General features: G+C 46.1%; 11 protein-coding genes and 1 tRNA gene. 8 read left to right on the top strand and 4 right to left on the bottom strand.

Annotated elements, in window-relative coordinates:
- Positions 1 to 49: 49 nt before the first annotated feature.
- Positions 50 to 814, bottom strand: a complete 765-nt coding sequence (locus BQ8014_RS12960; RefSeq protein ID WP_080904710.1) for a YaaA family protein — start codon at positions 812 to 814, stop codon at positions 50 to 52.
- Between the two features lie 182 nt (positions 815 to 996).
- Between BQ8014_RS12960 and BQ8014_RS12955 the strand changes: the two genes are divergently transcribed.
- Positions 997 to 3,255 (top strand): GH92 family glycosyl hydrolase, encoded by a 2,259-nt coding sequence (locus tag BQ8014_RS12955; protein ID WP_080904709.1) that lies wholly within the window; start codon positions 997 to 999, stop codon positions 3,253 to 3,255.
- An 87-nt stretch (positions 3,256 to 3,342) separates the two neighbouring features.
- Here BQ8014_RS12955 and BQ8014_RS12950 read toward each other — a convergent pair.
- Both BQ8014_RS12950 and BQ8014_RS12945 read right to left on the bottom strand, forming a co-directional pair.
- Positions 3,343 to 3,413 (bottom strand) — tRNA-Cys (locus tag BQ8014_RS12950).
- 82 nt (positions 3,414 to 3,495) lie between these two features.
- Complete coding sequence (locus BQ8014_RS12945; RefSeq protein WP_080904708.1) at positions 3,496 to 5,823, bottom strand: patatin-like phospholipase family protein; 2,328 nt, start codon at positions 5,821 to 5,823, stop codon at positions 3,496 to 3,498.
- 192 nt (positions 5,824 to 6,015) lie between these two features.
- Between BQ8014_RS12945 and lpdA the strand changes: the two genes are divergently transcribed.
- From lpdA to BQ8014_RS12920, 5 genes are all read left to right on the top strand, one after another.
- Positions 6,016 to 7,365, top strand: a complete 1,350-nt coding sequence (lpdA, locus tag BQ8014_RS12940; RefSeq protein WP_080904707.1) for a dihydrolipoyl dehydrogenase — start codon at positions 6,016 to 6,018, stop codon at positions 7,363 to 7,365.
- Positions 7,366 to 7,374: 9 nt separating this feature from the next.
- Entirely contained in the window at positions 7,375 to 8,118 is a 744-nt protein-coding gene (locus BQ8014_RS12935; RefSeq protein ID WP_080904706.1) for a lipoate--protein ligase family protein, read from the top strand.
- Positions 8,119 to 8,185: 67 nt separating this feature from the next.
- The gene (locus tag BQ8014_RS12930; protein WP_080904705.1) at positions 8,186 to 9,532 is read left to right on the top strand and encodes a dihydrolipoamide acetyltransferase family protein; all 1,347 of its coding nucleotides are present in this window, start codon (positions 8,186 to 8,188) and stop codon (positions 9,530 to 9,532) included.
- Positions 9,533 to 9,551: 19 nt separating this feature from the next.
- Positions 9,552 to 11,585, top strand: coding sequence for an alpha-ketoacid dehydrogenase subunit alpha/beta (locus tag BQ8014_RS12925; RefSeq protein ID WP_080905964.1), 2,034 nt, complete (start codon positions 9,552 to 9,554; stop codon positions 11,583 to 11,585).
- A 31-nt stretch (positions 11,586 to 11,616) separates the two neighbouring features.
- The gene (locus tag BQ8014_RS12920; RefSeq protein WP_080904704.1) at positions 11,617 to 12,126 is read left to right on the top strand and encodes a flavodoxin; all 510 of its coding nucleotides are present in this window, start codon (positions 11,617 to 11,619) and stop codon (positions 12,124 to 12,126) included.
- A gap of 60 nt (positions 12,127 to 12,186) precedes the next feature.
- Here BQ8014_RS12920 and BQ8014_RS12915 read toward each other — a convergent pair whose 3' ends face one another.
- The gene (locus BQ8014_RS12915; protein WP_080904703.1) at positions 12,187 to 12,444 is read right to left on the bottom strand and encodes a hypothetical protein; all 258 of its coding nucleotides are present in this window, start codon (positions 12,442 to 12,444) and stop codon (positions 12,187 to 12,189) included.
- 250 nt (positions 12,445 to 12,694) lie between these two features.
- On the opposite strand from BQ8014_RS12915, the gene BQ8014_RS12910 reads away from it, so the two are divergent.
- Both BQ8014_RS12910 and BQ8014_RS12905 read left to right on the top strand, forming a co-directional pair.
- Positions 12,695 to 13,624, top strand: coding sequence for a DUF1848 domain-containing protein (locus BQ8014_RS12910; RefSeq protein WP_080904702.1), 930 nt, complete (start codon positions 12,695 to 12,697; stop codon positions 13,622 to 13,624).
- A gap of 339 nt (positions 13,625 to 13,963) precedes the next feature.
- Complete coding sequence (locus BQ8014_RS12905; protein WP_080904701.1) at positions 13,964 to 14,953, top strand: sugar phosphate isomerase/epimerase family protein; 990 nt, start codon at positions 13,964 to 13,966, stop codon at positions 14,951 to 14,953.
- Positions 14,954 to 15,769 lie beyond the last annotated feature (816 nt).

Genomic DNA, 15,769 nt, shown 5'->3' with positions numbered 1-15,769 from the left:
TAGGAGGTCTATTCGTTCGAATAGATTAAATAATCGTTCATTTACGGATTTATTCCTGTAAAAACAGCCAATTCCCGGAGTCGGACAAACTTTCTTCGTAACGGAATCCTTCCCATAGGAAGTTCTTCAGAAGCTCGGGATCTTCTATTTTGTTTTTTATGATATAACGGGTCATTTCTCCGCGGGCCATTTTTGCGTAGATGACCACCGTCGTATAATTCCCGTTTTTGTTTATTTTAAATTCCGGTGTGATAATCCGGACCGACTGCTCCGCTTTTTTCCAGTCGAACGCAGGTTGTACGTCCTTGCTTGCCAGGTTGAGTAAAAGCCCTCCGGTTTGTTTTACTTCGTTTATTAAAAAATCGGTTTGCCTGTCCCGCCAGAATGAATACAGGTTGCCGTCTCCCGCTTCCGGTAGTTTTATATTGTACTCCATTCGATAAGGTTTGATCAGGTCGAAGGGACGGAGCAACCCGTAACAGATAGACACCATCCGAAGGGATTTTTGTGCGAATAAGAAATCCTCTCTGGAAAAGTCTTCGGGACGGATATGTTTGAACACAACGCCGGTATAGGCAAGTAAAGCCTGTAAAGGAGCTTCTTCCGGCGAATGAAAGTTCTGAAAGCGCATATAGGTCTCTTTGGCCAACTGGGGATTTAACTTTAATATTTTTCTCAGTTCGTCCGGAGAGAACTGAGACATATAAAGCGCCATTTCGTTTGCCTCCTTCTGAAATTCAGGGCGGGTTTCTCCGGGAGCCCGGACTGCTGATGTGGCAACCATTGTTTTTGCCGGTGATAACAGGATTAGCATCTTTTTTTCTGATTTCGCCCAAAGATAGGATAAATCGTGTTTTGTTCAAAACAGAATTTATGTTGCGTCGTGATTCGTCCGCCTCTTTTGGAGGAGAAATCAAAAATTATCGCTTATCCACTAAAAATTGATAACCTTGAATAATCATTTAATTTATTACTTTTGTGAAAAAGAGAAAACCTATGAATATTGTTCGAAATTGTTTAGTTTCCGCTTTGTTCCTTTTATCCTTCGGTACTGTATGTGGCGAAAATGTGGAAAAACAACCGGTTGATTTTGTGAATCCTTATATGGGAAATATCAGTCATTTACTGGTGCCTACTTTCCCGACGGTACATTTGCCTCATGGTATGTTGAGAGTTATTCCCGAAAGGGGAGATTATACGGGCGGCCTGCTTCACGGCTTGCCGTTGATTGTGACCAGCCATCGGGGCCGCTCCGCTTTCAACCTGAGCCCTTATCAGGGACGGAGCGAAGGAATCGCTCCTGTATTATCATATAGTTATGATCAGGAAAAACTGAAACCTTATTATTATGAGGTGTACCTGGATGACCAAGAAACGGAGGTCCGATATGCTCCTTCGCATCAATCGGCTATTTACCGGATAAAGTATACGCAAAGCAATATGCCTGTTTACCTTATTCTTAATTCGCACGATGGTGAAATGAAGGTGGAAGGAAATAAGGTCAGGGGAGTTCAAAACCTGGGAAATAATACCCGGGTCTATCTCTATCTGGAAATCGAACAGATGCCTTTGCAAGCGGGGAGATGGAAAGAAAATGCAATCGACGGCTCCTCTAAAGTGGCGCAGGGACGGGATGCATATGTCGTCTTATATTATGGCGACCGCCCGCAGACGCTGAATCTACGTTATGGCATCTCTTTTATTAGCGAAGAGCAGGCCGAAAAGAATGTAAGGAGGGAACTGGATGATTATAATGTGGAGGCGTTGGCCGGGAAAGGGTATGACCTGTGGAATGAAGCGCTAAGCAAAATCAAGGTGGAAGGGAAAAGCGAGACGGACAAAACCGTATTCTATACCTCTCTATACCGCTGCTTCGAGCGCCCGGTCTGCATCAGTGAAGACGGCCGTTATTTCAGTGCCTACGACGGGCAGGTGCATGAGGATGGCGGTAAACCATTCTATACGGATGATTGGCTTTGGGATACCTATCGGGCGGCACATCCTTTGCGCGTACTGATCGATCCGGAGAGGGAAACGGATATCATCCGTTCCTTTTTGACGATGACCGACCAGTCGAAGGAGGGATGGATGCCTACTTTTCCCGGAGTGACCGGAGACTCGAGGGGAATGAATTGCAATCATGGCGTAGCGACGGTGATCGATGCCTACCGGAAAGGATTGCGGGGATTTGATTTGGAAAAGGCCTATCTGGCATGCAAGAAAGGGATAGAGGAAAAGACACTTATCCCCTGGAGCGGAGCCCCTGCCGGCTGGCTGGACGAATTCTATAAGAAGAATGGATATATTCCGGCGCTTTCACCCGGCGAAAAGGAGACGGTGCCCAATGTAGGTCCCTTTGAGAAAAGGCAGCCGATTGCCGTAACGCTGGGAACTTCGTACGATCAGTGGTGCCTTTCCCGGATAGCGGAAGCGCTGGGCAAAGCGGAAGAGGCGGCTTATTATTTAAAATGTTCATATAACTACCGGAATGTATTCAATGCCGAAACCGGTTTTTTCCACCCGAAAGACAAAGATGGGAAATTCATCGAACCATTTGATTATCGCTTCTCCGGCGGAATGGGTGCGCGGGATTACTATGATGAGAATAACGCTTGGATTTATCGTTGGGATGTACAGCATAATATTGCGGACCTGGTCAACCTGATGGGAGGGAAGGAAGCCTTTGTAAAGAATCTGGACCAAATGTTTGTCGAGCCGTTAGGGAAGAGCAAATACGAGTTTTACGCCCAGCTGCCGGACCATACCGGCAACGTGGGACAATTTTCTATGGCGAACGAGCCTTCGCTGCATATACCTTATCTATATAATTATGCCGGTCAACCTTGGAAAACCCAGAAACGTATCCGCGCTTTGCTGAAGCAGTGGTTCAGGAATGACCTGATGGGTGTGCCCGGTGATGAAGACGGAGGTGGTATGTCGGCCTTTGTCGCCTTTTCGATGATGGGCTTTTACCCGGTTACTCCCGGTATGCCGGCCTATATTATCGGAAGCCCAGCCTTCGAACGGGCGACGCTTGATTTGGGCGGCGGGAAATACTTTGAGATTGAAGCCGTCAATTGTTCAGATGAAAACAAATATATTCAGTCGGCTACCTTAAACGGTAGAAACTGGGATAAGTCCTGGTTCAGCCACGATGATATCAAAGCAGGAGGCAAGCTGGTCCTCCTCATGGGTAACCGCCCCAACCGCAATTGGGGCATTGCCTCCCCGCCTCCCTCTGCAGCCCAAGAATAACGGAGGTTATTATAACAGAAATAATATATAAGCAGTGAAAACAGAAAACCCGGGCAATTAACAACGAATTGCCCGGGTTTTTTCTTGAGGTACCTGGCGGAATCGAACCGCCGTGGACGGTTTTGCAGACCGGTGCCTAACCACTCGGCCAAGGTACCCTTTGTTTGGGTGGTGCAAATTAAAGGAATCTTTTTGGATTGAGCAAATATTCCCTTGTGTTTCTGTTGCCAGAGCCGGGATCTATTCTAGAAACCCGGGATTAAATATCAGATATCCAATGTTTAGCCCTACGTTAAAGTTTTGTTTCGGATAGCTGTATCCATTGACGAAAAGGCTGACCGAAACAAAGGGCAATTGAAGTACCAAGGCCGTTTCACCCATGTATTTAAGGGAATTTAGAAAGTTACCATAATAAGGAAGATAATTCGTCGTATTTTCTACCAGGCTGCCCTTTTTTATTTCATACAAGGGAGCAAACAGAAACAGATCCGTACGCCAATGAAGTAGTTTGCCGATTTTAACGATCGGAGAGAGTCCTGCCGCCCCGTATTGGTTTGCCCGGAACGCTTCGTTGAAAAGTATTTTGCTGTGGGGTGTCGGGGTGAACGCGGGAGCCTGGAGGACAGATGCTGTGTAATTGCTTAGCAGGTTTTTGCTGGAGAGCACCAGGTCTGCGTGATAACCTAACGTGAAATGCTTGCTTATGTCAATATATTGCTCCCAACCGGCATTAATTTGCAGCCAGCTTTGCGTATGCTTTTCCTGATTCCTCTTCAGGGTGGAAGTGTTGTAAGGGCTGAAATGTTCCGTTCCGGTTATAAACTGGGCGTTCAACAGTTGGCGGCGCCCTGATATAGGATACTGTTTCGCGTCGAATGAGTTGCGTTCGATACGGAAGGACGCTTTGAAGAGGTCATATTGGCTGTTGTCAAACTTCGATTCTGCGAAGTTGATGTCCGAGGTTTGGTAATATTGGTCGTCCAGGTTTCCATATCCAACCCCGATAATAGCCTTTGCTTTGCTCAGGAAAGGCAGTCCCAGGTCGGCTTTTATATATTTTTCCCTTTGTTTGATAAAGGCCGGGACGACATCTTCATAGAACAAGCTTTGGCTTTCCGAATATTTCCTGTAAGAGAAGGCAGCCTGTAAGTTTACGTAGGAAGGAATCCTGGTCTGAAGGAAAAAACGTGCGTTCAGCAGCGCTCCGCTGAAGGAGTTTCCCATCTGTAAGTCAGCGTTCAGGTCGGCGGCATACTGTCCTAAACTCCTATATCCGAGTCCCAGGTAGAGTTGGTTGGCCTGATGTGAAGATACATTCCCTCCGAGGCTGACCGTCACTTCATCGTCGATGTTGACATCCAGGTAGAGGTCGAACTTCTTCTCTTTCCGGTTGTATACGGCGCGTGGAATGATTTCTTTTATCTTTGAGTAAGAGAGGATCTTGAAGTAAGCTTTCCTGAAATCTTCCATTGAGAACTCGTCGTTTATGTCACGGTGTAACTGTGATTCGATATACTTGCGTTGCAATTCGTTCACTCCGGTGATATAAATATTCTTGAACATGAGCGGAGGAAGGTTCCTTCTGTATGCTTCACGCCGGGCTTTCAGTTCGTCGAACGGCATTCTGCGGGGAATGCGCTCCTTGATGGAATCCATAATGGCGAGAGTCCTTTGGTAGCCGATCTTCATTATTTCTTCACTCCGCTGAAAGTCCAGCAGGTTGACATCTCTCAGTATAAACTCCAGGCCGATGCCATCTTCTTCCTGAATGGTATAATCGGTCTTTTGCATGATCATGGTTTCTATCTGGCTATAGATGTTTTCCGAAGGCTTCTTTTTCCCGTCTGATACGGCTGAACCGAAGATGAAATCGGGGTGGAAATCTGTTTTCATCGTACTGACCGGGAAATTATCATAGATTCCTCCGTCAAAAAGTGGGACACCTTCTTTCCATATTGGCTTGAAAAATAGGGGGAAGGTCATGGAAGCGCGCACGGCCTCGCCCAAATCTCCGTTTCTAAATATGATTGGTTTCTTATTATATACATCCGACGCGATGCAACGGAAAGGAACGAACAAGTTATCAAAGTTCCATCCGGCTTTGGCCGTAGCCTGTGCGTATAGTTCCATGAAGGCCTGGTTCATTTGGATTGGGTTGATTAGACTTGTCGGCAACAGATTGGGCTTTACCTGCAGCGAATCGGTCAAGTCGAAGGAAAAATGGGCGATATCCGGCGTCGGGTCGGGCATCTTGAAATAATAGACATATTCTTTTTCTATGGTTCCGGTTTGCCAGTAGCCAAATTCATCCGACAGAAAAAGGGTCAGGATATCATCCGGCGAATATCCCATGGCGTATAAACTGCCCACGATTGCCCCTGCAGAAGTCCCGGTAATATAATCGATTGGGATGTCATTTTCCTCCAGCGCTTTAATTACGCCGATATGGGCCGCCCCCTTTGCACCTCCTCCGCTCAAAACCAAACCCACCTTTTGTGCCGATGTGTAAGAAGGCATTAGGGAGTATGTTAAAAAAGCGGATAAAAAGAGGATCAAGTATTTTTTCATGTTCAATGTCTTTGCAGCACCAAAAGTAATGAATTTAGGGAATTATATGGAATTTTTTTCCCGGAACCGTTATTCTAAATATCCGTAAAATGATAGAGGATAATTGTTAATATATAATGAGAGGATTAACTAATCCATGAATCGTTTGTTAAATTAGTAGTAGAAGCTTTTTTATCTGTAAATTTAATAATCATGGATTTTGATATAGCAATTATTGGAGGTGGGCCTGCCGGATATAATGCGGCAGAAAAAGCGGCAGCCGGCGGTTTGAAGGCGGTGCTCTTCGAACGCGGCGCCATTGGCGGGGTCTGTTTGAATGAAGGGTGTATTCCTACCAAAACACTCTTGTATTCCGCTAAACTGTTGGATACTATCAAAGGTGTAGAGAAATACGGTGTAACAGCCGATCCGAATCCGTCGTTTGATTTAAAGAAAATCATTACCCGGAAAGATAAGGTGGTCCGGAAGTTGACAGCCGGCGTGCGGGCGAAACTGAAGTCGAACGGGGTGGAAGTCGTGCAGGGTACGGTGGCCATTACCGGAGAGGAGCAGGATCTGGTTCTTCTATCTTGCGAAGGGGAAACCTATCGCGTAACCTATCTTTTGGTCTGTACCGGCTCCGAAACCGTGATCCCGCCCATTCCGGGATTGTCGGAAACACCTTACTGGACTTCCAAGGAGGCCTTGGAAGCGACGGAGTTGCCCCAATCGTTGGTAATTATCGGCGGTGGGGTGATCGGCATGGAGTTTGCCTCTTTCTTTAACAGCATGGGCGTTAAGGTGCATGTGGTCGAAATGATGCCGGAAATTCTCGGGGCGATGGATAAGGAGACTTCCGCCATGTTACGGGCCGATTATACCCGCAGGGGAGTGGATTTCCGCCTGAATGCAAAAGTGACTGCTGTTTCAGCCCAAGGCGTAGAGATCGAAAAGGACGGCGCCTCGCAGACGATCGAGGCTGACCGCATTCTGTTGAGTGTCGGCCGCCGGCCGGTTACCCGTGACCTGGGTTTGGAGAAACTCTCCATCGAGTTAAACCGGGGAGGTATTAAAGTGAATGAATATATGCAGACAAGCCACCCGAGGGTTTATGCCGCGGGGGATGTGACCGGCTTTTCCCTTTTGGCGCATACCGCTATTCGCGAGGGTGAAGTGGCGATTTCACATATCTTGGGGGAGGACGATCCAATGAGTTATCGCGCGATTCCGGGTGTCGTATATACCAATCCTGAGATTGCAGGCGTAGGAAAAACCGAAGAGGAATTGGCGGCCGAGGGCGCGTCGTACCGTGTACTTAAATTGCCGATGGCCTATGCCGGGCGGTTTGTCGCTGAAAATGAGACGGGCAATGGCTTGTGCAAAATCATAACGGATGCCGACGGCCGGATTATCGGATGCCATTTATTGGGGAATCCGGTGTCTGAACTGATTGTGATTGCCGGCATAGCAATAGCCAACGAGGATACGGTCGAGTCGTTCCGCAGGCATGTCTATCCGCATCCGACAGTGGGTGAAATTATTCATGAAACTTTGTTTGCATAAAGAAAAAGCATGCTTTGCATAGATAACCGACATACTGACGCGTATTTTAATTTGGCTGCCGAAGAGTATCTGTTGAAGAACTTTCGGGAGAACTTGTTTATGCTCTGGCAGAACGAGCCGTCGGTAATTATCGGGAAACATCAGGAGGTCTGGCATGAGGTGAACAGCCAGGTGGCTCAGACTGATAATCTGAAAATTGTACGTCGTTTTTCGGGTGGAGGCGCCGTGTTTCATGATGGCGGAAATATGAACCTTACCTTTATTGAAACGACAGGGAATGCGGATTTCGACCGCTTTTCCGGAGAAATAGCCGCCATGCTTTCACGGATAGGGATCGAAGTCCGGACGGATGAGCGGCGAGGGCTTTATATTGACGGATATAAAGTTTCGGGAAGCGCCCAATGCATCCATAAGGATCGGGCGATGTATCATGCCACTTTGCTCTTTTCAACGGATTTGAACCGGTTGGTTTCGTCTTTGGAGGCGCTTCCAGCGGGAGACGAAGTTCAGGGGAAGCACCGGATTACGGTTCGGTCGGTGAAAAGCCCGGTCGCCAATTTGGTGGATTATCTCCCCGGAAGATGGACACTGGGGGCATTCAGGCAATATATATTGGATTATTTTTTGAGTAAGGATCCGGGTAATCGTCTTTACTCGTTTACGGTGGAAGATCTGTCCGCGATTACCCGTTTGGAAACAATAAAATATGCAACTTCCATATGGAACTACGAAGGTAGCTTCTGTCGGCAGTAATAATAAAAACCGCCATCCTCTTCTCTTCTTTTTGTGTGAAATAAATGTGTTTAATAATAATTGTACTATGGCAACATTTGAAATAAAAATGCCCAAGCTGGGAGAGAGCATTACGGAAGGAACGATTATTTCCTGGTCTGTAAAAGTAGGGGATCACGTCAATGAAGACGATATCCTGTTTGAAGTAAATACGGCGAAGGTGAGTGCGGAAGTGCCCTCTCCGGTCGCGGGGAAAGTTCTTGAGATTTTGGCAAATGAAGGAGATACTGTAGAGGTCGGCGTCGTAGTTGCGCTGATTCAGTTGGATGGCGACGAAGGGGAAGAAACTCCCGCAACGGAACCGGCTACCGGAAATCAAGAAACGCCGGAAGCGCCTGCCGGAAAAGAGCCGGAGCAAGTGGCGGTAAAAAGTGAGCCGGTTCCTGCCGAAAAGGTAACCAAGGGAACGGAGGACCGCTGGTATTCGCCGGTCGTCCTGAGCAAGGCGCGTGAAGCCGGCATCGGGAAAGAGGAATTGGATGCCATTCCGGGCACCGGATACCTGGGCCGATTAAGTAAAAAAGATATTGAATCCTATTTGGAACAGAAAGCCAAGGGAGGAGTTGCTTCGCCTGCGCCCGCTAAGCCGGCCGCACAAAGCGTATCGACGGCTCCGGCTGCATCGCAAGCTGCTTCGCCTGCTCCGGCGGAACGTCCTGCTCCGGTCGCCATTTCACTGGAAGACGAAGTAATCGCCATGGATCCGGTACGGCGTATCATTGCGGACCGGATGACGGCCTCCAAGAAGATTTCGCCGCATGTGACCAATGTGTTAGAAGTAGATGTAACGCGCTTGGTACAGTGGCGTGAGAAAAACAAAGATGCTTTTAAGAAGCGCGAAGGCATCAGTCTGACTTACATGTCCCCCATCGCGGAAGCGACAACCAGAGCGTTGAAGGATTTTCCGCGCGTTAATTCTTCAGTCGACGGATATAATATCATCCAGAAGAAACGGATTAATCTGGGTATTGCGGTTTCACTGAACGACGGCAACCTGATCGTTCCGGTTATCAAGGATGCTGATAAGCTGAGCCTGAGCGGATTGGCCTCCTCTATCCATACCTTGGCCGCGAAGGCGCGTGCCAGCAAATTGTCGCCGGATGACATACAGGGCGGTACGTTTACGATTACGAATTTCGGCTCGTTCAAGAGTCTGTTCGGTACGCCGATCATCAATCAGCCGGAGGTGGCCATCCTCGGCGTGGGAGTGATCGAAAAGAAACCGGTGGTCCTTGAAACCGCCGAAGGAGATGTGATTGCCATCCGCCACCGTATGTACCTATCCTTGTCTTATGATCATCGGGTGATCGACGGTTCTTTGGGCGGCGAATTCCTTCGCCGGATTGCGGATTATTTAGAGAATTGGAGTGCATAATTAATAAATGAAAAGAGAGATGAAAAGATACGATATAAGAACGACAGATCAGGAATTACTGAAGAAATGGTTTCATTTGATGACGCTCGGACGGGCGATCGACGAGAAGGCGCCCTCTTATCTGCTGCAGTCTCTGGGTTGGTCTTACCATGCGCCTTATGCGGGGCATGACGGCATACAACTGGCGGTCGGCCAGGTATTCCGCAAAGGAAAGGATTTCCTCTTTCCTTACTATAGGGATATGCTGACTGTGCTTTCGGCCGGTATGTCGGTCGAGGAGATTCTCCTGAACGGCTTGTCCAAGGTGACGGACCTGACAGGTGGAGGGAGGCATATGTCAAACCACTTTGCCAAGATTTCCTGGCATATCGAAAATGTATCCTCGGCCGTCGGTAGCCAGGATACTCATGCGGTGGGAGTGGCGAGAGCCATGGTTTACTATAAGCACGAGGGAGTTGCTATCACCCTGCACGGCGAGGCGACGGTTTCGGAGGGTTTTGTGTACGAGGCGATCAATGGGGCCAGTACGGAGCGCCTGCCTGTCATTTTTGTCATACAGGACAATGGATACGGAATTTCGGTGCCCAAGAAGGACCAGACGGCCAATCGTCGCGTAGCGGAAAACTTCTCGGGCTTTAAGAACCTGAAGATCATCAATTGTAATGGGAAGGACGTTTTCGATTCCATGAATGCTATGGAGGAAGCGCGGGAATACGCTATCGAAACGCGCAATCCGGTCATTGTACAGGCCAACTGTGTCCGAATCGGTTCCCACTCCAATTCCGACAAACATACATTGTACCGGGATGAAGACGAGCTGTCTTATGTCAGAGCGGCCGACCCGCTGCTTAAATTCCGGCGAATGCTCTTGCGTTACAAACGGTTTACCGAAAAGGAGCTTAAGCAGATTGAAGAAGAGGCGGCCAAGGAATTAAAGGCGGCTAACCGGAAAGCGATCGCTGCGCCGGATCCTGATCCGAAAACAATTCTCGACCATGTCATTCCTGAACCTTACCATCCGCAACGTTATCCCGAAGGAATCCATTCGGCGGAAGGGGAGAAGAAAAATATGGTGACGGCTATCAATGAAACCTTAAAGGCCGAGTTCCGGCTCAATCCGGATACTTTTCTTTGGGGACAGGATGTGGCGAACAAGGATAAAGGCGGTGTCTTCAATGTCTCGAAGGGTATGCAGCAGGAGTTCGGCGAAGCCCGCGTCTTCAATGCGCCCATCGCCGAAGATTATATTGTCGGTACGGCCAATGGAATGTCCCGCTTCGACCCAAAGATACGGCTCGTGATCGAAGGGGCTGAGTTTGCCGATTATTTTTGGCCGGCAATGAATCAGTATGTGGAGTGTACGCACGACTATTGGCGAAGCAACGGGCAGTTTTCACCTAATATCACCTTGCGCCTCGCTTCCGGCGGCTATATCGGCGGCGGCTTATATCATTCCCAAAACCTGGAAGGCGCCTTGACAACCTTGCCGGGGGCCCGGATCGTCTATCCCTCGTTTGCTGATGATGCTGCCGGGCTCTTACGTACGAGCCTGCGTTCGCGGGGACTGACGGTTTTCATGGAACCGAAAGCGTTATATAACTCTTCGGAGGCGGCAACTGTCGTGCCGGATGATTTCGAAGTACCGTTCGGTAAAGCCCGCATTCGCCGGGAGGGGAAAGATATGACCGTCATTACCTACGGAAATACCACCCACCTTTGCCTTGCGGTAGCAGAACGTTTGGCAAAGGAAGGCCATGGAAGTGTCGAAGTAATCGATCTACGGTCGCTTCTCCCGTGGGACAAAGAAACAGTCTTTGCATCTATAAAGAAAACGAATAAAGTTTTAATTGTCCATGAAGACAAGGTCTTTTCCGGATTCGGTGCGGAAATAGCCGCAACGATCGGAACCGAAATATTCCAGCATCTGGATGCTCCCGTCCGGCGGGTTGGTTCTACTTTTACGCCGGTAGGATTCCATCCGAACCTGGAGAAAGCGATCCTTCCGGGAATACCTTTAATCTATGATGAGGCAAAACGGTTGTTGGAATATTGATTATGCATAAATAAAAATAAAAAGAGAAGAAATGAAAAAGACAGGTTTGTTTTACGGTGTAAACACAAAGAAAACGGCACAGATAGGAAAGCAGATACAAGAGGCTTTCGGAACGGATCAGGTGGATATTGTCCCCATCGAAGAGGCTTGGAAAACGGATTTCGAGCATTATGACAATTTGATTGTAGGCGCTTCTACCTGGTTCGACGGAGAGCTCCCGACTTATTGGGATGAATTGATTCCGGAACTCGTATCTCTGGACTTGTCCGGAAAGAAAGTGGCTATTTTCGGCTTGGGAGACCAGGCCGGCTATCCCGATAATTTTGTGGATGGCGTTGGCATTCTGGCCGATGCCTTTGAATTGGCAGGTGCTACTTTGGTCGGGTTTACCTCTACCGAAGGCTACGATTTCAATAAATCCCGTGCTGTTCGGAATAATCAATTCCTTGGCTTAGTCCTCGATTTAGAGAATCAATCCGATTTAACAGCAAAGCGAATTGCTGCCTGGGTGAAACAATTAAAGAAGGAATGGGCTGAATAGAGTTTCCAGAAACTATATCCTTATTAAATGTCCCGAAGTCTTCAAAGGCTTCGGGCTTTTTTATGGTATGCATAAGTATGTTGATAAAATATGAAAAGCACAAACCCATACACTTTCTTGTTGATTTCTTACCTGTCCGACGCCTGTGATTTGTATCTGGTAAACGGTTCCCTGCTTAGTGATTTCCGGGACAAAGACAATCTTTGTCAGCGGCTGTTCTGAAAAATTCAGATATAATTCGCCCAGACGGAAGATTTTCATCAGCCCATCGGCGTCCACCACATTCACATTCGACTTGTATTTATTAAACTTGCGCATATAGTATATCGAGAATAAATCTGATTTGACGGCAAAGCGAATTGCTGACTGGGTGAAACAGTTGAAAAAAATGGAGTAAATAAGGTTAGATGATTTTTTCGTAGGAGGGAGAGAGGCCTGTCATAAAGTATGGAAAAGAATTTTATTTTTGTCGGAGGGTAATGATAGTTTATAGGGAGCTCTCGTTAAATTAATAAAAAGAGAAAGTCCATAATTTTATTATATTGTCCTATTTCATTATTTTTAGTGTATGATAATAAGTGCAAGCCGACGAACTGATATTCCCGCATTTTATCCGGAATGGTTTTATAACCGGATAAAAGAAGGATTTGTATATGTGCGCAATCCGATGAATTTCCAGCAGGTAAGTAAAATTCTTCTTACAACTGATGTTGTAGATTGTATTGTTTTCTGGACTAAAAACCCGGCAGCAATGTTACCTCGTTTGCATGAAATTGATCCCTTTCATTACTATTTCCAATTTACCATCAATCCATATAATCAACAAATGGAAGTTTTAGTCCCCCGTAAAGCCGGTGTGATAGAAACATTCAAAAAATTATCGGACAGAATCGGAAGTGACCGGGTCATCTGGCGATATGATCCTATATTACTTTCTGAAACTATAGATATATATTATCATACTCAATCATTTGAAGCAATCGCCCGGAGATTATCATCTTATACAAACCGTTGTATGATCAGTTTTATCGACATGTATAAAAAAACAGAGAGGAATATGAGGGGAACAACCATCCGGAGTTTGACAGAAAAGGAAATTCTTACTGTATCCAAAAGTATTGTCGATATAGCAAAAACATACAATATAGAAATACAATCCTGTTCAGAAGAAATCGATCTGCAACCTTTCGGCATCAAACAAGGCAAATGTATCGACAATGAGATCATTGAAAAAATGACCGGCTATCCTCTTCTATCCCGAAAAGACAAGAACCAACGCGCCGCTTGCCATTGCATAGAAAGTATCGATATCGGTGAATATGATTCCTGTCCACACAATTGCCTCTATTGTTATGCCAATAATAACAAGAAGGTAGTGATGGAAAAAGTACTTCGTCATAATCCTTCCTCTCCTCTATTGATCGGTCATATTACGGAGAAGGATATTATAAAGAAACGAACTGTTCTTTCACTACGAAAAACTCTGCTCTTCGATTGATTTCTTTTTGTTTGTCGATAGCTTAAAAAATTATCTCATATATTCGTAAATCGACAACTTATGTCAAACAATTACAACACGCATTGAACAGGAAAATACAATATGGGTATAAAGAAACATTGAATAATAAACAAGAATAGTTTTTCAATATCTTGAAGGTTTAGAATTCGTCTTTTCGAAGATATAAAAGAGAGTATCCATTTTTAACTTTTTGGATAGTCTTTTTTTGAAGATCCCTTGTTTTTTGTTTATAATAGAGTCCTAATTATTTTTTATTTCTTAAGAATTGCTATATTTGAAGACATCGTAAATAATTAAACCTCTTAAATCTATTGCCTTATGAGACCGATTACTTTATATTCACTCCAATGGGGAGACCTTTCTTTAGAAACCGTTTGCCAAAAGGCCCATTCTTTTGGATATGATGGCATTGAAATCGGACTGCCCGATCATTTGGATGTACATCGAACAGACGAAGCTTATTTCCAAAATATAAAGGACCTATTGAATGAATATGGCCTTCAACTGCATACTCTTTCTTCTCATCTGATTGGTCAGGCTGTGTGTGATAGAATTGATGAGCGGCATAAAGCCATTTTACCCGATTTTATTTGGGGAGATGGAGATCCGGAAGGCATTCATCAACGAGCTTCGGAAGAACTGATATTGACAGCCCATGCGGCCAAAGTGCTGGGAGTAAAGACTGTGGTCGGTTTTACGGGGAGTTCTATCTGGCACCTGCTTTATTCGTTTCCTCCTGTCACCGAAGCAATGGTGAATAAGGGTTTTGATGACTTTGCCTGCCGTTTTACTCCGATTCTGGATGAATATCAACGCTTAGGCATCCGCTTTGCTTTGGAAGTACATCCTACGGAAATAGCATTTGATACTATTACCGCCCGCCGTGCTTTAGAAGCTATAGGCAATCATCAGGCTTTCGGCTTTAATTATGATCCGAGTCATCTGGGTTACCAGGGGGTGGATTATGTAGATTTTATCTATCAGTTCCCGGAGCGTATTTTTCATGTGCATATGAAAGATGTTTATTGGAGTGATACTCCTAAACCGGCGGGTGTATTTGGGGGCTATGTCCCTTTTGGGGATCCGCGGCGTTATTGGAATTTCCGTAGCTTAGGACGAGGGAAAATTTGCTTCGAAGAGATTATTCGTGCGTTAAATCATATTAATTATCAAGGTCCGCTTTCAGTAGAGTGGGAGGATAGTGCCATGGACCGGGAATATGGTGCGCGAGAATCTTACGAGTTATTGAAAAAACTTGACTTTCCACCTTCGGCGCATGCTTTTGATGCCTTCTTTGAGAAGAATTGATTGAATCATTCGTAATGATTCTATAGGGAGTGTTCCAATATCTTCATCGGTATATATTTTTCGTTTTGTGTTATTATGTAGATGAATTATTATTTGTAATATCTCTTTTTCAACCGGAAAGCGATGTTTACTAATAAGATAAGGGTAGGTACTTCGACTAAGCGAGTCTCCGGCCTCGCTATGATTCTCCTATTTTAAGGGCAGTCAAAGCAGGTGCTTTACTTCCAATACGCCGTAGTGAGGGCATTCCGCCGCATAAATGGGCCAATGCCTTTCCCCGTTTCCCCGTACTTGTTTTTTTATTACACCGTGGTGGGCCTGCAGACACACCAGGGTTGACCTGGTGGCCCATCATGGTGAGCCACCAGGCCCACCTTGGTAAAATAAAACATGGAGTACCTGAAAATACAGCACCGGATTGGCCGAATGATTCCGCTGGAAATGTAAATTACCCATAATCAATTTATTCCCATGGCATTGATGCAGTCAAAGGCTGTTTTTCCGCCGTTCTCCCGCTTTTTCCCCTTTCCTATGCCGGGAAGATAAAACAGCATTCCCCCGTTCAGAAAGAGCGTTTAATTATGCAGGGCCCCCCTTTCTATTCCATTCTATCCCATCCCTTTATCTTTTCCCTGCAAAAAAAGCTCAAAAAAACCGGTAAAAAGATTTGTACAAGCCAAAAAGAAGGTTTACTTTTGCACCCACGTTCGACAATAACCAGGCGGACGCAAGCAAAAGAGTTCATTGAAAGACTGATCATAAAACAAGATGTAGTACAAGGGTTTTGCCCATTCTTTTTTCCGGTGACGAAAAGAA

The sequence above is a fragment of the Parabacteroides sp. Marseille-P3160 genome (assembly GCF_900162725.1).
Taxonomy (GTDB): domain Bacteria; phylum Bacteroidota; class Bacteroidia; order Bacteroidales; family Tannerellaceae; genus Marseille-P3160.
This window is presented reverse-complemented; position numbering and strand designations above follow the sequence as displayed.

Bases quoted from the DNA above. Each gene is read 5' to 3' on its own strand.
- BQ8014_RS12920 (WP_080904704.1), top strand. From the start codon at position 11,617: ATGAAAAAGACAGGTTTGTTTTACGGTGTAAACACAAAGAAAACGGCA.
- BQ8014_RS12960 (WP_080904710.1), bottom strand. From the start codon at position 814: ATGCTAATCCTGTTATCACCGGCAAAAACAATGGTTGCCACATCAGCA.
- BQ8014_RS12945 (WP_080904708.1), bottom strand. From the start codon at position 5,823: ATGAAAAAATACTTGATCCTCTTTTTATCCGCTTTTTTAACATACTCC.
- BQ8014_RS12915 (WP_080904703.1), bottom strand. From the start codon at position 12,444: ATGCGCAAGTTTAATAAATACAAGTCGAATGTGAATGTGGTGGACGCC.
- BQ8014_RS12955 (WP_080904709.1), top strand. From the start codon at position 997: ATGAATATTGTTCGAAATTGTTTAGTTTCCGCTTTGTTCCTTTTATCC.
- BQ8014_RS12905 (WP_080904701.1), top strand. From the start codon at position 13,964: ATGAGACCGATTACTTTATATTCACTCCAATGGGGAGACCTTTCTTTA.
- BQ8014_RS12935 (WP_080904706.1), top strand. From the start codon at position 7,375: ATGCTTTGCATAGATAACCGACATACTGACGCGTATTTTAATTTGGCT.
- lpdA (WP_080904707.1), top strand. From the start codon at position 6,016: ATGGATTTTGATATAGCAATTATTGGAGGTGGGCCTGCCGGATATAAT.
- BQ8014_RS12930 (WP_080904705.1), top strand. From the start codon at position 8,186: ATGGCAACATTTGAAATAAAAATGCCCAAGCTGGGAGAGAGCATTACG.
- BQ8014_RS12925 (WP_080905964.1), top strand. From the start codon at position 9,552: ATGAAAAGATACGATATAAGAACGACAGATCAGGAATTACTGAAGAAA.
- BQ8014_RS12910 (WP_080904702.1), top strand. From the start codon at position 12,695: ATGATAATAAGTGCAAGCCGACGAACTGATATTCCCGCATTTTATCCG.